The following is an 18,847-nucleotide window of genomic DNA, read 5'->3' on the forward strand; positions in this document are numbered from 1 at the left end:
AGTGCGGGCCATGGCGGCGATAGAGCCGCCCGCTGAATGTTCAATAAATGATGGCGGTCTCAAGGGGTCAGTGCATCACCGCTGTTCAGGTGTTCAGCGTAGACCTCGGCGGGGCTGCGGTATCCGTGGATCCTGCGGGGCCGGTGGTTGAGTTCGCAGGCGATGGCATCGAGGTCGGCCTGGTCGAATCGGCGCAGGTCGGCGTTCTTGGGTAGGTATTGGCGCAGCAGCCGGTCGGTGTTCTCGTTGGTGCCGCGTTGCCATGGACTGCGAGGCCTGCAGAGGTAGATCGGTGTCTGCGTCGCCGCGGTGATCGCCCGGTGGCCGGCGATCTCGCGGCCGCGGTCCCAGGTCAGGGTCCGCCCGGCCGTAGGCCAGCGGACCGGGTAGGGCACACGCACCTATCAGCGGAGTCCGGTCCGACGTAGCCGGACCGCTCGTGAGTTGGCCAAGCAGTTCGGCACCACCGATCGCACGATCCGCCGCATGATCGCCGAGCCGCGCGACGACTACGAGACCCGCGCGAAGGCCAAACGGGACCGTGCCCAGGCGCTGCGGGCCCAAGGGGCGACCTATCGGCAGATCGCCGACGAGCTGGGGATCTCGATCGGGTCGGTGTCGTCGCTGTTGTCCTATCCAGTAAAGCGTCGCCGGCGGGCCGAAACATCGTCCTGACCGGCGATAACAGCCTGTATCGGTGCTAGCGGCAACTTCGTTGGATTTTCCGCCATTGCTACCGAGTCCTGTCGACACATGAACCGTCACGGGTTGGGGGCCGCTTCCTTCGTGGAGGAAGATGGTCACCATCATGTCGAAGCGTTACCCGTCCGAGGTTCGGGAGAAGGCCGTGCGCCTGGCTCTGGAGCGGCTCGATGAGTACGGGTCGGCCTATGCCGCTGCCCGTGCGATCGGCCCGCTGGTCGATGTGCATCACGAGACTTTGAGGTTGTGGATCAAGAAGGCCCTCGAGACGGGATCTCGCTCCGGGGCGCCGGAATCGGCGGGCTTGTCGTCGGTCGAGCGGGACGAGTTGGCGCGATTGCGGAAAGAGAACCGGGAGCTCGAGCAGACCAACGAGATCCTGAAGCTGGCTTCGAGTTTTTTCGCGCGGGAACTCGACCCGCGACACCGTTGATCGTCGGGTTCATCGACGAATACCGCCAGGTCTACGGCGTCGAGTCGATCTGCCGCGCACTTTCGGCGTACGGCGTGCAGATCGCGCCCAGGACCTACCGAAAGGCCCGCCATCGGCCGGCCTCGGACCGTGAGATCACCGACGCCCCGGTCGAGAACGCCCCGCGGGACCTGCAGAACACACCCGAAGCGATGTACGGCCGCCGGAAAATGACCCACTACCTGCGACGCCACGGCCACGAGGTGGCATTCTGCACAGTCGACCGCATTCTGCACAGTCGACCGGTTGATGCGGAAGCTGAGTCTCAATGGCGTGGTCAGAGGCCGCAAACACCGGACCACGATCCCAGCAAAGGACGGGATACGTGTTGGTGACAAGCTCAACCGAGACTTCACCGCCGCTGCCCCGAACCAGGTGTGGGTCGCCGATTTCACCTATGTCTCGACCTGGACCGGGTGGGCGTATGTGGCGTTCGTATTCGACGCCTACTCCCGCGCGATCGTCGGTTGGACCGCGGCGAGCTCGAAGACGACCGCCCTGGTCACCAAGGCGCTCAGTATGGCGGTCTGGCGACGTGATCATTACGGTCATCCGGTCGAGCCCGGCCTCATATTTCACACGGATGCCGGGTCGCAATACACATCCGTGCGGTCACTGAATCACTTGCCGTGCAAGGTCTCTCGGCTTCTATTGGCTCGGTTGGCGATGCCTACGACAACGCCCTGGCCGAGTCGATCATCGGCCTGTTCAAAACCGAGGTCGTCAACCGGCACGGTCCGTTCAAGACGCTCACCGAGGTCGAATTCGCACTCATGGAGTGGTGCGACCGGTACAACAACGCACGTTTGCATTCCCGGCTGGACTACCTCATCCGCCACGCCGACCGGCGCTGGTCTGAAACCGAAGCCGGTCCCCTACCCGTGACGGTTCACTGCTTGTAGCGCCGATGCGGGCAAAATCGCCTTGACTCTCCACCGACTGGAAGGTTGAGGCTGTTCCTGTGAGTGACCGCGACGCACTGTTCACCATCGGCGAGTTGGCCCACCGCACCGGACTGTCGGTGCGGACCATCCGCTTCTGGTCGGACTCCGGAGTCGTGCCGCCGACCGACAGGTCGCCGTCCGGCTACCGGCTCTACGACGTCGAGGCGGTGGCCCGGCTCGATCTGGTGCGCACGCTCCGGGAGCTTGGCCTGGACCTGGTAACTGTCCGGAAGGTCTTGCTGCGGCAGACCACCGTGGCCGATGTCGCCGCCTCGCACGTCCGCGCCCTGGACGCCGAGATACGCACCCTGCGGGTCCGGCGCGCGGTGCTGCGTTCGGTCGCTCATCGCAGAAGTTCGACCGAGGAGATGAGAATCATGCACAAGATGGCCAAACTGTCCGCCGCCGAACGTCAGCGGCTGATCGACGACTTCGTCGATGCCACGTTCGATGGGATACCGGACGACGCGCCGGGAGCGAACATCGCCCAGGGAATGCGGATACTTCCCGCCGAGCTCCCCGACGACCCGAGCCCGGAACAGGTGGATGCCTGGATCGAGCTGGCCGAACTGGTGGCCGACGCCGACTTCCAGGCGCGCTGCCGTCACATGGCGGTGACCGGCGCCGGCGACGCCGAACCCGAGATCACCGTTGACCGGGCCCGCGTTTCCCGGCACGCCGAACTCGCGGTCGCCGAGGGCGTGGCACCCGAATCCAACCGTGGCAAGGCAATCCTGGAACAGATCATCGACGCCGGCCTGCCTGCTGCAGAGCGCCGGCGGCTGGCCGATCAGATAGAGGTATTCACCGACCGCCGGGTCGAGCGGTACTGGGAACTGCTGGCAGTCCTCAACGGCTGGCCGCAGCGTAAGCCGCAAGTTCCGGCGTGGGAATGGTTCATCGAGGCGCTGCGCGCCCACGCCTGACCACAGGGAGAGGGGTCGTTATCCCCTTCGTCGACCCTTGCCGGCACCCCGTGATGCAGCTCTGCGGAATCCGGCGCCAAGCCGGTACCGCAGATAATGAGCCCTTATCTGCGGTAGCGGCTTGACGTGACTTTTCGCGAATCTGGACCCCGTACCCCCCAACCACCTCAACCAACTGAAGGCTCACACTCACCCTCCAGCGGAGTGTCGCAGATCGGTGTTCATCCGCCGCGCGACTGCTGGGGGTCTCACGGACCACACCGCTGATGAGCCCTTGACGCCGACCACCCCAACATCTGAGCCGGAAACCGGATCAGAGCAGGTCGCGGCTATATCCGACCGAAACTTCGTCAGCACTACCGGGACTCGGGCACCGTGGGCCGGAGCTCGGGCCGCTCCTCGAGCTCGCTGCACCGATGGCGTTGCGGACCGTGGTGACCGTGGGCTCACCCGGTCGGCTCCTCGGCGGCGATGCGCCTGTTGACGCTCTCGCTTCGGAGCTCATCAACGATCTGCCCGCTGACGTTATGCGCCACTCTGCGAGTGGGATTCGGGGGTGAGCGAACGGATTGCTGGGTCGAGTGTCGGGTATTGGAAACGGAACTCCATCGCCTGTAGCCGTTCGGGTACGACGCGGCGACCGCGCAGGACGATATCGGCGCCGGCACCCAGAATGACGTGGGCGAGCAGGGAGGGCGTCTTGCGGGGGCGGTTCGCGCCGACGACCGCGGCGAGCGTGCCGGCGAAATCCTCGGCACGTACCGGGGTGGGTGATACGCAGTTGTAGGGACCGGCCATGGTTTCGTCGTCGAGCGCGCAGAGGATGAGAGAGACGAGATCGTCGATGTGGATCCAGGAAGACCACTGGGTCCCCGGCGCGAAATAGGCTTCCTTGCCGGAACGGAATCGCTGGATCTGGTGCGGTAGGCCGCCTCCGTCGCGGGCGAGGACATAGCCCATCCGTATGAGCACGGCGCGGATACCGCTGATTTCGGCGGTTGCTTCCCATGCCGCTGAGCCGCGTGAGTGGACTCCCTCGTAGGCGCTCGTCTGTTCTGTGACGGGCTCGTCGGATAGCGCGCCGAAGCCGTATACGCCGACGGACGACGCTTGCACCAACACCTTCGGCGCCTCGGTGGTACGCGCGATCGCGGCCGCGAGCCGACGACTTCCCTCGATGCGCTGCTGGGTGACGTTGTCCAGATAGCGGCGCCCGGTAAACGGTTTGAAGAGGGTCGCGCCGGCAAGGTTCACTACGGCATCGGCCCCTTCGAGCGCCTCGGTCCAGCTCCCGTCCGAACCGAGGTCGAAGCACACGTAAGTCGGCTCCGGTCCCAGGCTCGCCCGGGCAGCCGTTGTATTGCGGGCGAAGGCCACCACTTGATCGCCCCGGTCGGCCAGTCTGCGGCACAACGCTTTTCCGACGGTTCCGGTGGCTCCGGTGACCACCACTCGTTTGTGTTTCACCACACCGATGATTCGCTGTACCGCAGTAATCTGTCCAACGATATTTTTTGTGCGAATTGATCACTCACAGAGATAACCGGTATGGAGCTACGACACATTCACGTCTTCCTCGCACTGGCCGACGAGTTGCACTTCGGTCGGGCCGCCACCCGGCTGAACGTGGTGCAATCGTCGGTCAGCCAGACGATCAAGGCCCTCGAAGAGGAGATCGGGGCTCCGCTGTTCGCGCGGACCCGCAGAAAGGTCGCGCTGACCCCGGCCGGACAGCAGTTCCTCGAACATGCCCGGCATGCTCTGAAAAGTCTGGACCACGCCGCGAACGCCGCCCGCAAGGCCGCGGACGGCCAGACCGGCCGTCTCGTACTCGGGTTCACACTGTTGACCGCGCTCACCCCCGTTCCCGACGCACTGGCGCTGTTCCACCGCACCTACCCCGGCGTGGAGTTGTCGATCGAACACGGCACCTCGGCCGAGAACATCACCGCTCTCGCCGCCGGCCGCTGCGACCTGGCCTTCGTCACCAGGCGCGACGACACCACCGCATTCGCGTGCGCGGCGGTGACCGAGGAACCGCTGACGGCGCTGGTGGCAGCCGGACACCGGTTCGCCGACCGCCGTTCCCTCACCTTCGCCGACCTCCGCGGCGAACCACGCATCGTGCTCTCCCGCCGCGCCGAGCCAGAACTGCACGCAAAGTACTACGCCGATAACACGAACATCGTGCTGGAAGCCGACCAGATCGACACCATGCTCGCGCTGGTGGCCACCGGAATCGGCATCGCCTGCGCGCCACGGTCGGTCACCCGGCTACAGCTACCGGGAGTCGTCACCGTACCGATCGACCCCCCAGAACTCGCCGGTATCAGTGTCATCTGGGACCCGGCCACCCTCTCCACGCCCGCACAAAGATTCCTCGAAATCCTCCGAAAAGCCGACCACGCCGAGACGACCACCGGTATTCAGGGCGGTCGCGGCCGGAGTCATGGGGATCATCGGTGCGATCTCTCATCCCCGCCCGCGGGATCCGCCAAGGCCGATCCGTTCAGTGTTCGTAAAAAGGGGTCTCTGTAGTAATGGCGCAGAAACAACGGAGTTCGCGTAAACCCTGGTCGGGCCGGGTGTTCCTGAGTCGTGCTGCGGGACGGCGGCCTTGGACACACTGCTGGACGTTGACCAGAGCTGGGTATGTCGCGGCTGCGCTGGTTGTCGACCGGTCCGGTGGAAGCGTCGGCGGTGAAGGCCGAGGCCGCGAAGCTGGAGTTCCTGCGCGGGCTCGGCGCTCACGAGCTGGACATGACCGTGCTGCCCGCGGAGCGGCGCCGGTTCCTGGCCACGATGGGCCGCCGCTTGACCGGCCAAGCTCTGGAGCGGCGGGATCCGCAGCGCCGCTATCCGATCCTGTTGACGGTGCCGGCGCAGTCGGCGACGAGGTGGTCGCGCTGTTCGATCAGGCGATCTCGGCGAATCCAGAGTGCCGCGACCGCCGCTGGACGGGCTGATCGACGACCTTTACTACCTGGAGGGTGCGCCGCCGTACGCCCGGCTGACGCTGCCGCCGATGCCGGCGGCGTTGCTCATCGTCAACCTCGGGGCGCCGTTCCGCATCCGCGCCGGCACCGACATCGAGACGGTCGAGTACGCCGACGGCTGCGTGGTCACCATGCCCACCCGCGCGTTGGAGTTCGGCTACCCACTCCGGACCCGGTCCGTCGGCGTGCACTTCAAGCCGTGGGGGCCGGCGCCGTTCCTGCCGATGCCCGCGGCCGAGCTGCGTGACCGGCCGGTGACGGTAGAGCAGGTTTGGGGCCGGTCCGCCATTGCTGAGCTGCGAGACCGGCTGGCCACGGCGGACGGACCGCACGAGATGTTGACGCTGCTCGAGGAGGAGCTGGTGCGACGGCTGTGCGAGACCGCCGGCCTGGGGCTGGTCCGCCATACGAGCAGCGTCATCGCGGCGACCAGCGGGGCGGTGGCGATCGGCGACCTGAGCGTGGCAGCCGGTGTCAGCAGCACTCATCTGGCACAGCGGTTCAAGGAGCTCATCGGCGTCACGCCGAAGCGGCTGGCCCGCACCTACCGCTTCACCGCCACCGTGTTCGCGATCAACCCCGCCGGACCGATCGACTGGGGCGACCTCGCCGGTGGCGCAGACTACTTCGACCAGGCCCACTTCGGCCACGAGTTCCGGGCGTTCACCGGGCTCACGCCGACCCGATACATCGAAGTCCGGCGGCGGTTCTTGAGCGAACATCCCGGCCGCGCGCTGGACGGCTGGCCGCTGCCGGCCGATTGATTTCTTACAAGAGAGACAGCTCACGACACGCTAATTTGGGGGCAGAGGAGAGCCCCGTGGGCAAGGTGGTCATGTACAGCTCGGTGTCGGTGGACGGCTTCGTCGCGGACGAGAATGACCAGCCCGGGCCGCTGTTCGACTGGTTGTCCAGCGGTGACGTCCCGTTGGACGAGAGCGGCGAGCTGAAGGTGTCACAGACCTCCTACGACTACACCCGGCCGTACTGGGACCAGATCGGGGCGACAATCGTCGGCCGCCACGTCTTCGACATCACGGACGGCTGGGACGGGAAGCCTCCAGGCGGGATCGACCACGTGGTCGTCGTGACCCACCGGCCGGAGCCCGAGGGCTGGGACCCCGAGGCGCCGTTTCACTTCGTCGACGGCGTCGAGGCAGCCGTGGCCAAGGCGCAGGAGCTTGCGGGTGACCGCATGGTCGAGGTCGCCGCCGGCGACGTCGGTGGCCAGGTGCTTGCCGCAGGCCTGATCGACGAGGTGCGCATGGACGTCGTACCCGTCGTGCTCGGGTCCGGCAAGCGCTACTTCGGGTCGGTCCACGCGCAGCACCTGTTGGAGGATCCTGACGTGGTGATTCAGGGCAACCGGGTGCTTCACCTGCGCTATCGGGTGCGCCGTTGACCTCTCTGAGCGGTACGCGAAGAAGTCCACTGCGAACGGTGACACAAGATCGGGCCTCCGGCTGCGTTTGCGCATCGCTGTCGCTGGTCGGGCAGCCGACGCGAGATGCTCACCGGACCTGTCCAGCTGTTCGTCACCCGGTACCCGCACGTTCACCGAGCCGACGCGCACCAGGTGAGCACAATCGTGCTCGCCGGCGTCCGTGCCACCGCCGCCCACGACGGCGCCCCGGTCGAGGGCGAGCACGATGCCGAAGAAGCTCGACACCCCTGGCCCCGCTGAGAGTGTCCTGTCCGCCAACGAACGTTCACGAGACACCACCGGCCGCCCGGTGTTCTCGTAGATCGCTGGTGTTACGCAACCGGTGCCCACGCCAACACCACGCAGTCGGGGGTTTGCGATAGACGACCAGGGCGAGGTCGCGAGTCTCGAGGGGAGCGGCGAGCTCGATGACCGGGCCTTGCTCATGGCCCGCTCCGGCGACCAGCTCGTCATCGCCCGCCTCGATGCCCGGCCTTAACCTGCACCAGCAGGGCATAACGTTGTTTTCTGCACCAGGATTACAAGCGCCGCCAACTACTTCTACGAGCACTTCACCAACCGCGACGAACTCCTCGCCATGGTCGCCGACGAACTGCGCGAGGAACTGCTTTCCATGCTGGTGCAATCCGGGCTCGCCACCGACAGGACCGTCGAGAACAGCAGCCTGTCGACCTGACCAGGGGTCTACGCGAACTTCGTTGGATGTCCGCCATTGCTACCGGGACCCCTTGACGGGCGCGACCGTCCCACGGTCGAGAATCGAGCGGCAACCAGAATCCCGGCCCCGCCGGAGAACCAGAGCACGACCCCGAGCGCGAACAGTGTCGTTGTCATGTCCCAGGTCAGGAGGCAATGCTGCGGACCCAGGTCACATCGCCGACGGTGTCGAAACCCATCGACTCATACAAGGTCGTCCGGCCTCGGTGGCGAGCAAGGTCGTCGGACGGCCCGGGTAAGCCCCTAACGCCGTGCCCATGATACCCCGGGCAATGCCTTGTAACCGTTGCTCAGGAACAGTCGCCACCCAGTAGACACCGATGGCCTCGCCATCATCGTAGGTGCAGGCCGCCCAACCGGCTGACTATCGATGCGTGCCAGCCATATTCGCCATGACGGCGAGTACACCAACGACGGAGGCAGCATCTGTCCGCGCTGGTACGGCTGGAAAGACCGCTGTGGCATTCCGTCCACTATCGTTCGCTCGGCTTCGGCCAGGGTATCCTCACTCATGGCCCGCTCGATGCTGCCTCCCGGTGGGAGCTGCACCTGAGGCAGCGGCATGGCAGGGCGGACCATGCTCGGCATCTGTAGCACCCTGACATGGTCATAGGCAGAGAAATCCAGCTGCCCGAAGCAGTCCTGCAGGACGACGTCATAACCCTTTTCGCGGTTAGCGGTGAAGAGTGCGGCAATCATCTCTGGATCGGCGGCACCTGGAGTGCTCACAGTAACCCGTGTCGTGCGCTGGCCAGGTATCTCGATAACTGACAATCCAGGCGGCATGTTAGGAACAACCCGCGACCCAGGCATGCTCGCCCACATCGCCGCTGTGTTGTCCCCGTACACGCCGGGACCGCTCTTCTTTGTGCTGGAGTCCGACTGTCCATCGGAATGGACATTGAGGAGACCGCCCGTCCCCGTACCCTCCTCGCGGTAGTCAATCTCCCCTACTGCGGATTGTTCGCCATCGCTGTGGTGATGCTTGGCCTCCCGGAGGGTGCTTGCGGTGGCGCGCGGTGGAAGAGATGGCGATCTCCCACAACTCAGTACTCCTCTTGCCAACGCGTCACGGATACTCGATATCATCAATCTGATATGATCTTGTGCCCTCACATCATGAACTCGATCCGCGAGCCGGCGCACTGACGTCGACACTCACGCAATGCAGGCCAGTCGATGCCGGAACCGAGGCTCATCGGAACCAAGAGAACAGCGCCTTCCATGCCGGTCTCACGCCCTGCCCTATCCCGGTGGGCCGTCCCCGATGAATGAGACCGTTTGGTATTAGAGTCCTGTTTGGCCTGGTAAGGGCCGAGAGAGGACACTGAGGATCATGGCAGGACGCAAGCGGCATTCCGCAAAAAAGCAGTGGGTTCACTGTCGCTGAAGGTCTTTCAATGGGGACCCAACGCATTTCGTGTGACACCTGGACTGCGCCGTACATTGCCACCGAAGATGATCAGCGTCTTCAATTCGGTTGCCGGGCCGGGCCGCCGATTCGTCGGCATCAATTGATGAGTTGATGGACAACGGGCTACCGATCGAAACCACCAGCTGACCGGCCAGTTTTCTCACGGCCGGTGTGAGGCACCGGCGTAGTCCGTAAACCTCTCCGGGAAGCGCCGTACATCACATTCCCACATCGTCACAAGGGCACGGTTATCTGCATCTTGTGTTCGTGCAACACTCGATATCACCGAGCGAGGACGAAGCCATGAACACTCGAGAGCACACCGCGAACCAGAAGATCGCACTCGTTACCGGAGCGAACAAGGGAATCGGCCGTGCCGCCGCCGAGCAACTGGCCACACTGGGTATGACGGTCCTGATCGGCGCCAGAGATCTCCGGCGCGGCGAACAGGCCGCCGCGGGGCTGCGTGCCACAGGTGGCGACGCGCACGCGGTCACCCTGGACGTCACCGACGCGACCACCGTCGGGGAGGCCGCGAAACACGTCGAGGAGCGCTTCGGACACCTCGACGTGCTGATCAACAATGCCGGCATCACCGGTTCCGGACAGGTCTCCCCCGAAGACGCCTACGACCAGATACCCAGCACCGTCGATATGGACATGGTGCGAGAAGTGTTCGAAACCAATGTCTTCGGAGTGATCGCGGTGACCAACGCCATGCTGCCGCTGCTGCGACGGTCACCGGCGCCCCGCATCGTCAACGTCAGCAGCCACGCCGCATCGCTGACGCTCACCGGTGACCCGGACGGCCCCTTCGCGTCACTGCTGCCGTCGGCGGCATAGCAGTACGCCAACGAGCTGCGCAAGGACGGCATCCTCGTCAACGCCGTCGCACCCGGCTACGTCGACACCGACAGCAACAACCACACAGGGTTCCTCACGGTCGCACAGGGGGCCGCGGTCTTGGTGCGCCTGGCCACGGCCGGCGCCGATGGGCCGACCGGCGGGTTCTTCGACGAAGACAGTTCTGTGCCCTGGTAACAACTGGGCGGAGGCGGGCCGACCGTCGGCTCGTCTCATCACACCGTGTGATGGGGTGGGAGTGAACAACCCTCACCGCACGTTGATTCCACTGGAGTTAATACACGTCCATCACAATTTCGATCTTGATAATCCAGGCGCGGTGATACTCCCCCGGACGTAATGACCACACCATGGCCAGGTGCCGGGAGCCGTGATCGAGTTCAACTCCGCCGCGCACACGAATCGTGTCGATCAGATACCGCGATATCGAGAACGTCGAGGAAGGCGTTCGCCGCCGGTGTACGGCCGAAAGAACTCCAGATGACATACTCGACGCGGGCCGGCGCGTCGGCGACCTCGATGGTGACCACACCGGCGAGCTGCGGTGCGTAGGCGGAAGGAAGCATTGCCACGCAGAGATCCTGCTCGACGAGCCGGGCAATGTAATCTGCGGTGGTCACCTCGAACGCGACGTCACGGTCGAGCCCGGCGGCAGCAAAGGCCTGATCGGACTGGGCCCGCCCGGCCGTCCCGGCCGGCAGGTCCACGAACACCTCGGAAGAAATCCTGCGCAGGGTGACCGTGGATTCGGCGGCGAGGGGATGATTCGGCGCAACCACGGCGACGAGACGGTCCCGGACCAGTTCGCGGGCGGCGACACCCCGAGGGCGCGTTGTGGTCGGCAGCCCGAGGAAGGCCACGTCGATGGCTCCTTGCTCGACCTGCTCGACGAGGTCCTCGCTCGCACCCACCCGCAGACCGATGCGCACATGCGGGTACAGCCGACGAAAATCTCGCAGCGCACCCGGAAGATCAACCGCGGTGACAGAGGGAATCAAGCCCACGGCGAGCCGACCACGTACCTCTCCGACAGCCGCGGCGACCTCTGCGGCTGCGCGCTCGGCGGCCTCCAGACACTGGCGGGCGGCCGGAAGAAACGCCTCACCGGCCGGTGTCAGCCGCACCCGGCGGCTGGTGCGCTCGAAAAGCCGTGCGCCGAGTTCCTGCTCCAAACGCGCGATTTGGTGGCTGAGGGCGGATTGGACAACCAGACACCGTTTGGCGGCCCGGGTGAAACTACTCGTCTCGGCGACGGCGATCACATAGCGCATCTGCTGAAGCTCCATAGATCAATCTTGAATCCAGATCGTTGGAGTGACAATCATATGTTGGACTCATTGATCACTGCCGGGTGAGACTGCGAGTGTGACAAGCTCAGCAGCACAGCGGATTTCCGGCGAAACCGCCAGAGGCACTCCCCACGGCACTCTGTCCCGCACCGCCCTCACAGCACTGGCCCCCTTCGCATGGGGCACCACCTATATCGTCACCACCGAGCTTCTCCCCCCAGGACATCCCCTGTTCGCGGGACTCCTGCGTGCGTTACCCGCCGGTCTGATCGCGGTGGCGATAACCCGGACGCCGCCACGCGGAACCTGGTGGGCAAAGGCCGCGGTGCTCGGCATCCTGAACATCGGACTGCTCTTCCCCATGCTGTTCATCGCGGCCGAACACCTACCGGGAGGCGTCGCCGCAACCCTGGCGGCAGCCCAGCCCCTCGTCGTCGCCGTCCTGACCGTGACAGTCCTCCACGAAAGCCCCTCCCCATGGCGCCTCTTCTGGGGAGCGGCGGGAGTCATCGGCATCGGCCTGGTGGTGCTCGGCCCCAATGCGGCACTCGACCTCGTCGGAGTCGTGGCGGGCCTCACCGGCGCGGCCACGATGGCACTCGGCGTAACCCTCACCAAACGTTGGGGGCGCCCCGCCGAGGTCGGACCCACCGCCTTCGCCGGCTGGCAACTCACCGCAGGCGGCCTCTTCCTGGTACCCATCACATTCCTTGCCGAGGGAACGCCGCCCGCGCTCGACCCGCCCGCCATCCTCGGCTACCTCTGGCTGGGCTCGATCGGCGGTCTGATCGCCTACGCCCTGTGGTTCCGAGGCGTCACCACCCTGCCCGTCACTTCTGTCGCGATCCTCACCCTGCTCTCGCCGCTGGTCGCCGCCGTTCTCGGCGCCCTCGTGCTCGGTCAGACACTCGGACCGATCCAACTCGTGGGGTTCGGCCTCTCACTCATCGCGATCGTCGCGGGACAACTGCCATCGCTCACCCGGTCACCCAACACTGTTGCGACACCCACACCGAAAGGGACACCTCGATGAAGATCGCCGTCGTCGGAGCCACCGGAATGGTCGGCTCGCGCGTCATCCGCGAAGCCGCCCACCGAGGCCATGACCTCATCGCGATATTCCGGAAAACACGGCCGACCACCCTACCGCCCGCCGCAACCACCGTCGAAGGCGACGCGAACGATCCCGACCATATGAGCAAACTGTTCGACGGCACCGACGCCGTCGTGGCGGCGACCCAACCCGCCCCCGGGCACGAACACGTCGTCGCCGCGACCACAACAGCGCTACTCGAGGCGGTCGCAACAGCGCGGACGCGAATCCTCGTCGTCGGCGGCGCCGCACCCCTGCGGACCCCAGGACACCCCGACCGCCTCGTCCTCGACAACCCGGAATACGTACCGGAAGCGATTCGCACCCTCGCCGCCGCCAGCGCCGCGCAGCTGGACGCCTGCCGAACTCGGCCGGGCAACTGGGTCTATCTCAGCCCGCCCGCCGTCCTCGAACCAGGGCCTCGCACCGGAAAATACCGACGCGGCACCACCACACTCATCACCGACACCAACGGCGCGTCTCGCATCTCGGCCGAAGACCTCGCCGTGGCCATCCTCGACGAGCTCGAGCACCCACGCGAAGACGAACACTTCACCGTCGGCTACTAGACCAAATGAGAACGACAAGACGAAGCGAGCCCTCACCATCTCGGCCACGCTCGCCTGCCTCGGTGTCCCGATGCTCGTACCCACAGACCGGGCGGCGTCGCACCGTCCGGTCTTCCCCGAGACCATCGACCTGCCCGCCGGATTCCAGCCGGAGAGCATTGCGATCGGGCCGCGGCCGGCAGCCTACTTCGGCTCGCGGGTAGACGGCTCCATCTACCGCGCCAATCTTGTGACCGGGCGAGGAGCCATTAGGAACGATCACGGCAGTCGGGCGTGCGCAATCGATGACAGCGAAAGTATCTGCCGCGTGCTGCCGGGAAGGTATTGGCGGGCAAGGACTGCGGGCGTGGCATTGTCAACGAGATGCCAGCCATACTCTGCGAGGTAGTCGGTGAGCGTGGCAGGGTCCAGGCCGGATCGAACCGGTTCTCCACGCGCGGCCAGACCGCGAATGTACTTTTCGCCCTCCGGATATGGGCATGGTTGGTCGAAAGCGTCGCGATGCCAGTAGTCGAAGATAACGCTGGAACCCGACGCAAAACACGCCAGAGCGTCCAATGTCGCGTCGATATCGTCGGAGACGAGGTAAGGCGTCACACCTTCCCAGAGGAACACCGTAGGAACAGTGCGGTCAACGCCGGCTGTGTCGAGCGCGGAGCGGAGCGTACGCATACCGAAATCCGCTGAGACGAAGTGGACGTGGTCGGGAATTCGGCCCAGTAACCGGCCGAGCATGTCCTGCTTCCAGGCCCCGGTCGCCGGGTGGTCCACTTCATAGATCGGAATCGTGGCCAAATCCGCGGTCAATCGGTAGGCGCGGCTATCGGCACCCGCGCCGAGGACCACGACTTGCCTCGCACCGGCGCACACGTCCTCGATCAACAGCCGATCCATGTGTTTGGTTCGCGCAGTGACATAGCCATACAAGCCGGGCATGCGTCGCTCGATACTCCACAACAACATCGCACGAACCGGAGCGATGCGAATACCGAGCCGATATTTCCAGCTGATCAATCCTTCGGCGAGGTGATCGGGGTTACGTAATTCCGGATCGTTTTCGCGGGCAGCGGCAGCTCGCAAGGCAGCCACGCCCTCGGCAGTGCGACTACGGTGAGAGTTCTTGTGCACCAGAAGATTCTAGTGTCGTGGACGGTATTATGCCGCTTGGTCGAGTCATGGATTCACTACCTCTCGAGTACAGTCGTCGGCGAGCACCGCGGTCGGCCCCCGAACAAGCGGGACTTTCACGTCACCGGACCTCATGCGCCGAGAACACGCCGAGGCGCGGTAGAGGGTGGAACGGCCGACCTCGAGTCGTGGGCTTTCGCGACCGCTCGGTGGTCATCCCGGATTCGCCCGATATCGGGACGACCACCCCGCCCGACTAGCCGGGGCTGTCCCGCCCTTCAGCCCGTTGTATAGGTTGCGGATGTGATGAAGATCGACCCGGACCGGTTGCGGGCATGGTTGGCCGAACACTCTGTGGAGCCCAATCGCCGGTGGTTGCTCCGTGACGGGGAGGCAGGAGCGGCGCTACTGGACGATGTGCGGCGGCTGGCCGGCGCTGCGGACCCCGGGATCAGGCGGCAGACCTGGGATGCACTGGATCGGGTTGTCGACGACGGGAATCGCGACAACTTCTTTGCCCTGCTGGTGGACGGTCTCGACATCGAGCAGTTCCGGAGGCTGCTGACCGACACGGATCCGCAGATTCGAAGTCGAGTACATGGGTCCGGGAAAGAACCCTTCGGCATGTTGGCGTTGGATCTGCTGGCAGATGCCCGTTTCGACTATGCCTGGCCGGACTGTATCGACGTGCTACGCCAGTCGTTCACCTTCGACACCCTGGTCGACTTGCTGACGAAAGCACTAAAAGGTGGTGTGGATGAGCGGCTTTGGGTCACGCTCGGTCTTCCGGGAGATACGCACGTGCCCGAGTTTCTGCCCGAGCAATCGCCTGTAGCGTTCGTATCTTGTCAGTTTTCCTGGGATTGCGTCTCCGACGATAGTGATTTGGTTGCCACACACGAGTGTAGGCATTTGCCCTCACCGTGGTCTGGTTCCAGACCGTCTTGGATGTCCCGTCGGGCGAGGACGCCGATTCCGCGCTTCGCAGCATTCGCTGGCAGGAGTTCGCCCAGGACTACGAGCTCTAGCGATGGGTGCCGATCACAGCTAACCGTGCTGGCCGCCGCCTCCGACGCGCGCATCGGGCCTGGTCGCGGATCTCATCCGCTGATCACCGGCCTGCTCGCCGCCGTGCGGCGGGGTCGCTGTCGGCTTGATACCGCCGTAGCCCGTCGTCGGAGACCCGCGCGTATTTGGCGAGGCTGCGCACGGAGGTATGCCCCGACAGTTTCATCAGCACCGGTGTCGAGGCCCCCTCCTCGGCGGCGTGGGTCAGCCGCGAATGCCGCAACTGGTGCAGCGTGTACGGGCCATCGTCGAAACGCTCGGTGTGGGTCTCGAACAACTCCGCCGCACGCCGATACGAAAGGCGCGCCCGCCCGGTCGATGGATCGATATCGTTGCGGGCCACCGAGGGTCGCGCTTTGCGGTCGGTGAGAAACAGCGGACCGGATTTGCGGCCGGCCAGCATCCGCGGTAACAACCGCGCCGCGCCGGTCTGCCACGCGATGACCTCCCGCGCCCCGCCCTTACGGGTCACCACCGCACACCGGTTCGCCGTATCGAGATCCGGCACATCGAGCATCAGCACCTCCTCGGCACGCGCCGAGGACTCGTACAGCATGTGCCACAACACCCGCTCTCGCAGCGCCGCATCCGATCCCAGGACCTCGGCGACCCGCTCACGGCTCAGTGCCTTACTGGTATCCGGTGGTGCAGGCCGGGCCCGCAACCGCACCAACGGATCACCGGCCAGCCACTGCTGTTCCCGCCAATACCCGCACGCCGCCGCGAGCGCGGTCAACCGGATGTTGAACGTCTTGGGAGCCTTGCTGCCCCACACGAAGGTGAACCAGCCAGCGACCCGGTCCGGTTCCCGATCCAGCAGCGCCACATTCGTGTCCGCGCCGAAACCTGCCACCAACTTGTCCAGCGCCGCCGCATAGGTTGCACGCGTGTTGGACACTGCGATCGTGGCCAGGTAAATCCGCACCGCGTCGGCCAATCGCACATCATTCACCGGCGTCGGCAGCATCCGAACCCGTCCCATCGACCGACCTCCCACCACTACAGCAGATAGTTTCCCGAGCCGCCGCCGCGTGAAAGGGACATCACGCAGGGCGACTGCGACGCTACCGCACATAGTGATCGACTATCTGCGGTAACTCCTTAGCGCAACTTTTCGCGGATTTGGACCGAGAACACGAAAACTCGCCCCTTACAACGATTCCCGGAAGCCATCCGGGCAGGGCCGAAACCGTTCTTGGGAGCAGTTCATGCCGAGTCAGGGGGTAGTGCGGTGCCGAAGTCCAAGGGACGCAAGCCGAAGAAGGCCGTCACTCCTCGCCGCACGTCGTCGCGCCGATCCTCGGTGACCGCGACATTCAAAGAGATTGCCGTCGGTGCGTACCGGGTGCGTCCGGCCCGGACCCCGGAGGAACTGAGCGGGTTCGAGCGCTGGGCATCGATGGCCAGTGCCGGCGGGCCCAAGGTGGCGGCGAATCTCGTCCACGCCCACGCTGACGGATTCCTCGGTGCGGCCTTGCGCGATCCGGACAGCAGCCACCGGATGATGGTGGCGGCGGTGACCGGCGGCGACCTCGACGCTGTCGTCTGGGGCCGGACCGAGGCACTGGTCGGCCACCCTGAACGAGGAGGTGGTCGGCGGCGCGCTCGTCGGGCCGGCCGCACAGTTCATCTCAGACCTCGGCGAAGCGCACGACCTCGGTGCCACCCCGGTCATGAGCGCCCTGCTGTTCACCTCCAAGATCCACCTGGTCGCCGTCGACGAGGACCACCGCAAGCACGGCCTCGGCCGCGCACTCGTCAGCACGGCGACCTCACTGGCCTACAAGGGCGGGGTGGAGATCCTGTACGGCCAATTCCTCACCGAAGACCAGGAACTGGCCGACTTCTACGGCCGCCAGGGCTTCATCGTGATGCCACCCACGATGCCGCTGAACTTCTCGAAGTGGCTGGGCGGATTCCCCGGCGGCCCGGCACCACTGGCCGATGAGACCTTCTTCTACCGCGTTCTGACCACCGACAGCTACCGAACTCAGTGGTCCGACTCCGCCATACTCCGCGATGACGAAAGGGAACGGCAGTGACCGAGCCAGAGTGGTTGGAAGAAGCTCGGCGTTCGAGCCGGCAGGCTCGAGCGCAGATAGTCCACCGGTATCTCCACGAGCTGATCTCCTCGCCGGCGGCGCTGGTGGTGTTCGCTCTGGCCGGTGTCAGCATGTACGGTGCGTGCGCGTCGTTCGGGATCACCTGGGCCACGATGTCTGGTGCGTCCGGGCCGGAGGCCGCAGTGTGGCCGATCGCGGTCACCGCGACCACGATGCTGGCCGTCATCTGCCGCATCCGTTTCCAACCGGACTGGTACCCGCCAGCAACCCGGCGAGTGTGCAACGCCGTTGCTTCGGCAGGGTTCTTGCTCGCCATGATCGGGAACGGACTCCACGCCGCTGGCTACCCGCACACGATCAGCCGACCCGTCGCCGTACTCGTGAACGCGACACCTGGGTTCTGCCTGATCTTGTCTACCGCAATGGCCGCGATCTTCCTCCTTGTGATCAGGCCACCGATGCCTGGACCGGTGTGGGGACCGCATCGGCCCAGCCTGCCGCCAGGGCTCATCCCCGATCGGGCAGAAGCCGATCCGAACTGACATCACCAACGCACAGATACACCGGATTTCGCGGACTGGCTGTCTCCATATCCGCCCGATTTTCGGCGGTTACTACCGGGACCCCTGGCCAGGGCGAAGTCTTAGCGCGACTTTTCGCACCACTGGACCCCATGGGCCGTTTTCTGACCGTCGATAAGCGCAGAAGGGCGGCGGTGTAAGCCACCTGCGCGTGAGTCGTAGGAGCGCGGTTGCCGCTACGCGGCTTCTGCTCCCGGACTGCTCTTTGGAGTGCCCGCGTCCGGCCGCCGTCGCGTGCGAGCTGGGAGCAGCGAACGCACGCTGCTGGGTCCGCTCGGCTCCCCGGAGTCTGGGCGGGAACCACGCAGATACTGTGTCGCCGCGAGCACGCGGCGGGCATCGCGCCGGCGAACCTCATCCTTGTGCGCCACAGCAGTCAGTCCGGCCACCAGTCGCGCCGGGCCGTCGTGGTTGATCCATCGCCAGATACCGCGGCCCACCACGGCGAGGCCGCCGCACACAATCAGTTCCACCATCGGCGGATCCTCTCCACTTCGTCAACAAGTGGGAGCACCTTACGAGTGAGGGGTGAAGACTGCCCCGGACCGGCGTACCGCCAGGTCGGTGGGGGTGTATT

20 protein-coding genes, 3 pseudogenes and 1 other annotated feature are annotated in these 18,847 nt (G+C 65.2%); of the genes and pseudogenes, 16 read left to right on the forward strand and 7 right to left on the reverse strand.

The genetic code is table 11. The features are described from left to right. Positions 1–59: 59 nt before the first annotated feature. Positions 60–362, reverse strand: a pseudogene (locus ON20_RS03630) (IS30 family transposase); the annotation flags it as partial. Between the two features lie 82 nt (positions 363–444). Between ON20_RS03630 and ON20_RS03635 the strand changes: the two are divergent. From ON20_RS03635 to ON20_RS03655, 6 genes and pseudogenes are all read left to right on the forward strand, one after another. Further along, on the forward strand, positions 445–675 hold the full coding sequence (locus ON20_RS03635; RefSeq protein ID WP_051161545.1) for a helix-turn-helix domain-containing protein: 231 nt from the start codon (positions 445–447) through the stop codon (positions 673–675). Positions 676–808: 133 nt separating this feature from the next. Beyond that, on the forward strand, positions 809–1,135 hold the full coding sequence (locus ON20_RS03640; protein ID WP_051161561.1) for a transposase: 327 nt from the start codon (positions 809–811) through the stop codon (positions 1,133–1,135). Next, positions 1,095–1,224 (forward strand) — a sequence feature (AL1L pseudoknot). (Overlaps the previous gene by 41 nt.) Then, the gene (locus ON20_RS32780; protein WP_051161547.1) at positions 1,132–1,509 is read left to right on the forward strand and encodes a hypothetical protein; all 378 of its coding nucleotides are present in this window, start codon (positions 1,132–1,134) and stop codon (positions 1,507–1,509) included. It overlaps the preceding feature by 93 nt. Before ON20_RS03640 ends, ON20_RS32780 begins: the two co-directional genes overlap by 4 nt. Next, positions 1,424–1,774: pseudogene (locus tag ON20_RS40415) on the forward strand (DDE-type integrase/transposase/recombinase); the annotation flags it as partial. The gene ON20_RS32780 and the pseudogene ON20_RS40415, both read left to right, overlap by 86 nt. 29 nt (positions 1,775–1,803) lie before the next feature. Beyond that, a complete protein-coding gene (locus ON20_RS03650) occupies positions 1,804–2,076 on the forward strand; it encodes an integrase core domain-containing protein (RefSeq protein WP_157228674.1) in 273 nt (90 codons plus the stop codon). 59 nt (positions 2,077–2,135) lie between these two features. Continuing rightward, on the forward strand, positions 2,136–3,044 hold the full coding sequence (locus ON20_RS03655) for a MerR family transcriptional regulator (protein ID WP_040833459.1): 909 nt from the start codon (positions 2,136–2,138) through the stop codon (positions 3,042–3,044). Positions 3,045–3,569: 525 nt separating this feature from the next. Here the strand turns inward: ON20_RS03655 and ON20_RS03660 are convergent. After that, on the reverse strand, positions 3,570–4,511 hold the full coding sequence (locus tag ON20_RS03660) for a TIGR01777 family oxidoreductase (protein ID WP_157228675.1): 942 nt from the start codon (positions 4,509–4,511) through the stop codon (positions 3,570–3,572). An 81-nt stretch (positions 4,512–4,592) separates the two neighbouring features. Between ON20_RS03660 and ON20_RS03665 the strand changes: the two genes are divergently transcribed. From ON20_RS03665 to ON20_RS03685, 6 genes and pseudogenes are all read left to right on the forward strand, one after another. After that, complete coding sequence (locus ON20_RS03665; RefSeq protein WP_051161552.1) at positions 4,593–5,582, forward strand: LysR family transcriptional regulator; 990 nt, start codon at positions 4,593–4,595, stop codon at positions 5,580–5,582. Between the two features lie 108 nt (positions 5,583–5,690). Further along, positions 5,691–5,998, forward strand: a pseudogene (locus ON20_RS40195) (Tn3 family transposase); the annotation flags it as partial. Beyond that, positions 5,983–6,804 (forward strand): helix-turn-helix domain-containing protein, encoded by an 822-nt coding sequence (locus tag ON20_RS03670; protein WP_040833460.1) that lies wholly within the window; start codon positions 5,983–5,985, stop codon positions 6,802–6,804. The pseudogene ON20_RS40195 and the gene ON20_RS03670, both read left to right, overlap by 16 nt. A gap of 56 nt (positions 6,805–6,860) precedes the next feature. After that, on the forward strand, positions 6,861–7,442 hold the full coding sequence (locus ON20_RS03675) for a dihydrofolate reductase family protein (protein ID WP_040833461.1): 582 nt from the start codon (positions 6,861–6,863) through the stop codon (positions 7,440–7,442). Positions 7,443–7,547: 105 nt separating this feature from the next. Then, complete coding sequence (locus tag ON20_RS37775; protein ID WP_218002425.1) at positions 7,548–7,724, forward strand: hypothetical protein; 177 nt, start codon at positions 7,548–7,550, stop codon at positions 7,722–7,724. A 2,194-nt stretch (positions 7,725–9,918) separates the two neighbouring features. Then, the gene (locus tag ON20_RS03685; protein ID WP_245547009.1) at positions 9,919–10,458 is read left to right on the forward strand and encodes an SDR family NAD(P)-dependent oxidoreductase; all 540 of its coding nucleotides are present in this window, start codon (positions 9,919–9,921) and stop codon (positions 10,456–10,458) included. A 401-nt stretch (positions 10,459–10,859) separates the two neighbouring features. On the opposite strand, the gene ON20_RS03690 is transcribed toward ON20_RS03685, so the two are convergent. After that, positions 10,860–11,765: a LysR family transcriptional regulator gene (locus tag ON20_RS03690; protein WP_040833464.1), complete on the reverse strand. Its 906-nt coding sequence runs from the start codon at positions 11,763–11,765 to the stop codon at positions 10,860–10,862. 79 nt (positions 11,766–11,844) lie between these two features. On the opposite strand from ON20_RS03690, the gene ON20_RS03695 reads away from it, so the two are divergent. Together ON20_RS03695 and ON20_RS03700 are read left to right on the forward strand one after the other, a co-directional pair. Further along, complete coding sequence (locus ON20_RS03695; RefSeq protein WP_083864587.1) at positions 11,845–12,801, forward strand: EamA family transporter; 957 nt, start codon at positions 11,845–11,847, stop codon at positions 12,799–12,801. Further along, a complete protein-coding gene (locus tag ON20_RS03700; RefSeq protein WP_040833465.1) occupies positions 12,798–13,430 on the forward strand; it encodes an NAD(P)-dependent oxidoreductase in 633 nt (210 codons plus the stop codon). Before ON20_RS03695 ends, ON20_RS03700 begins: the two co-directional genes overlap by 4 nt. 258 nt (positions 13,431–13,688) lie before the next feature. On the opposite strand, the gene ON20_RS03705 is transcribed toward ON20_RS03700, so the two are convergent. The 3 genes from ON20_RS03705 to ON20_RS03715 form a co-directional block, all read right to left on the reverse strand. After that, complete coding sequence (locus ON20_RS03705; protein WP_157228676.1) at positions 13,689–14,558, reverse strand: class I SAM-dependent methyltransferase; 870 nt, start codon at positions 14,556–14,558, stop codon at positions 13,689–13,691. Between the two features lie 405 nt (positions 14,559–14,963). Next, entirely contained in the window at positions 14,964–15,158 is a 195-nt protein-coding gene (locus ON20_RS03710; protein ID WP_040833466.1) for a hypothetical protein, read from the reverse strand. A 511-nt stretch (positions 15,159–15,669) separates the two neighbouring features. Continuing rightward, positions 15,670–16,608 carry a tyrosine-type recombinase/integrase gene (locus ON20_RS03715; RefSeq protein WP_083864590.1) on the reverse strand — a complete coding sequence of 313 codons (939 nt, stop codon included), beginning with the start codon at positions 16,606–16,608 and terminating at the stop codon, positions 15,670–15,672. 556 nt (positions 16,609–17,164) lie between these two features. On the opposite strand from ON20_RS03715, the gene ON20_RS03720 reads away from it, so the two are divergent. Further along, the gene (locus tag ON20_RS03720; protein ID WP_083864592.1) at positions 17,165–17,668 is read left to right on the forward strand and encodes a GNAT family N-acetyltransferase; all 504 of its coding nucleotides are present in this window, start codon (positions 17,165–17,167) and stop codon (positions 17,666–17,668) included. Next, positions 17,665–18,231, forward strand: coding sequence for a hypothetical protein (locus ON20_RS03725; RefSeq protein ID WP_040833469.1), 567 nt, complete (start codon positions 17,665–17,667; stop codon positions 18,229–18,231). The genes ON20_RS03720 and ON20_RS03725 overlap by 4 nt, the downstream gene beginning before the upstream one ends. Before the next feature lie 215 nt (positions 18,232–18,446). Here ON20_RS03725 and ON20_RS03730 read toward each other — a convergent pair whose 3' ends face one another. After that, a complete protein-coding gene (locus ON20_RS03730) occupies positions 18,447–18,746 on the reverse strand; it encodes a hypothetical protein (RefSeq protein WP_040833470.1) in 300 nt (99 codons plus the stop codon). Positions 18,747–18,847: the final 101 nt, after the last annotated feature.

Source organism: Nocardia brevicatena NBRC 12119 (assembly GCF_000308495.1).
Classification (GTDB): domain Bacteria; phylum Actinomycetota; class Actinomycetes; order Mycobacteriales; family Mycobacteriaceae; genus Nocardia; species Nocardia brevicatena.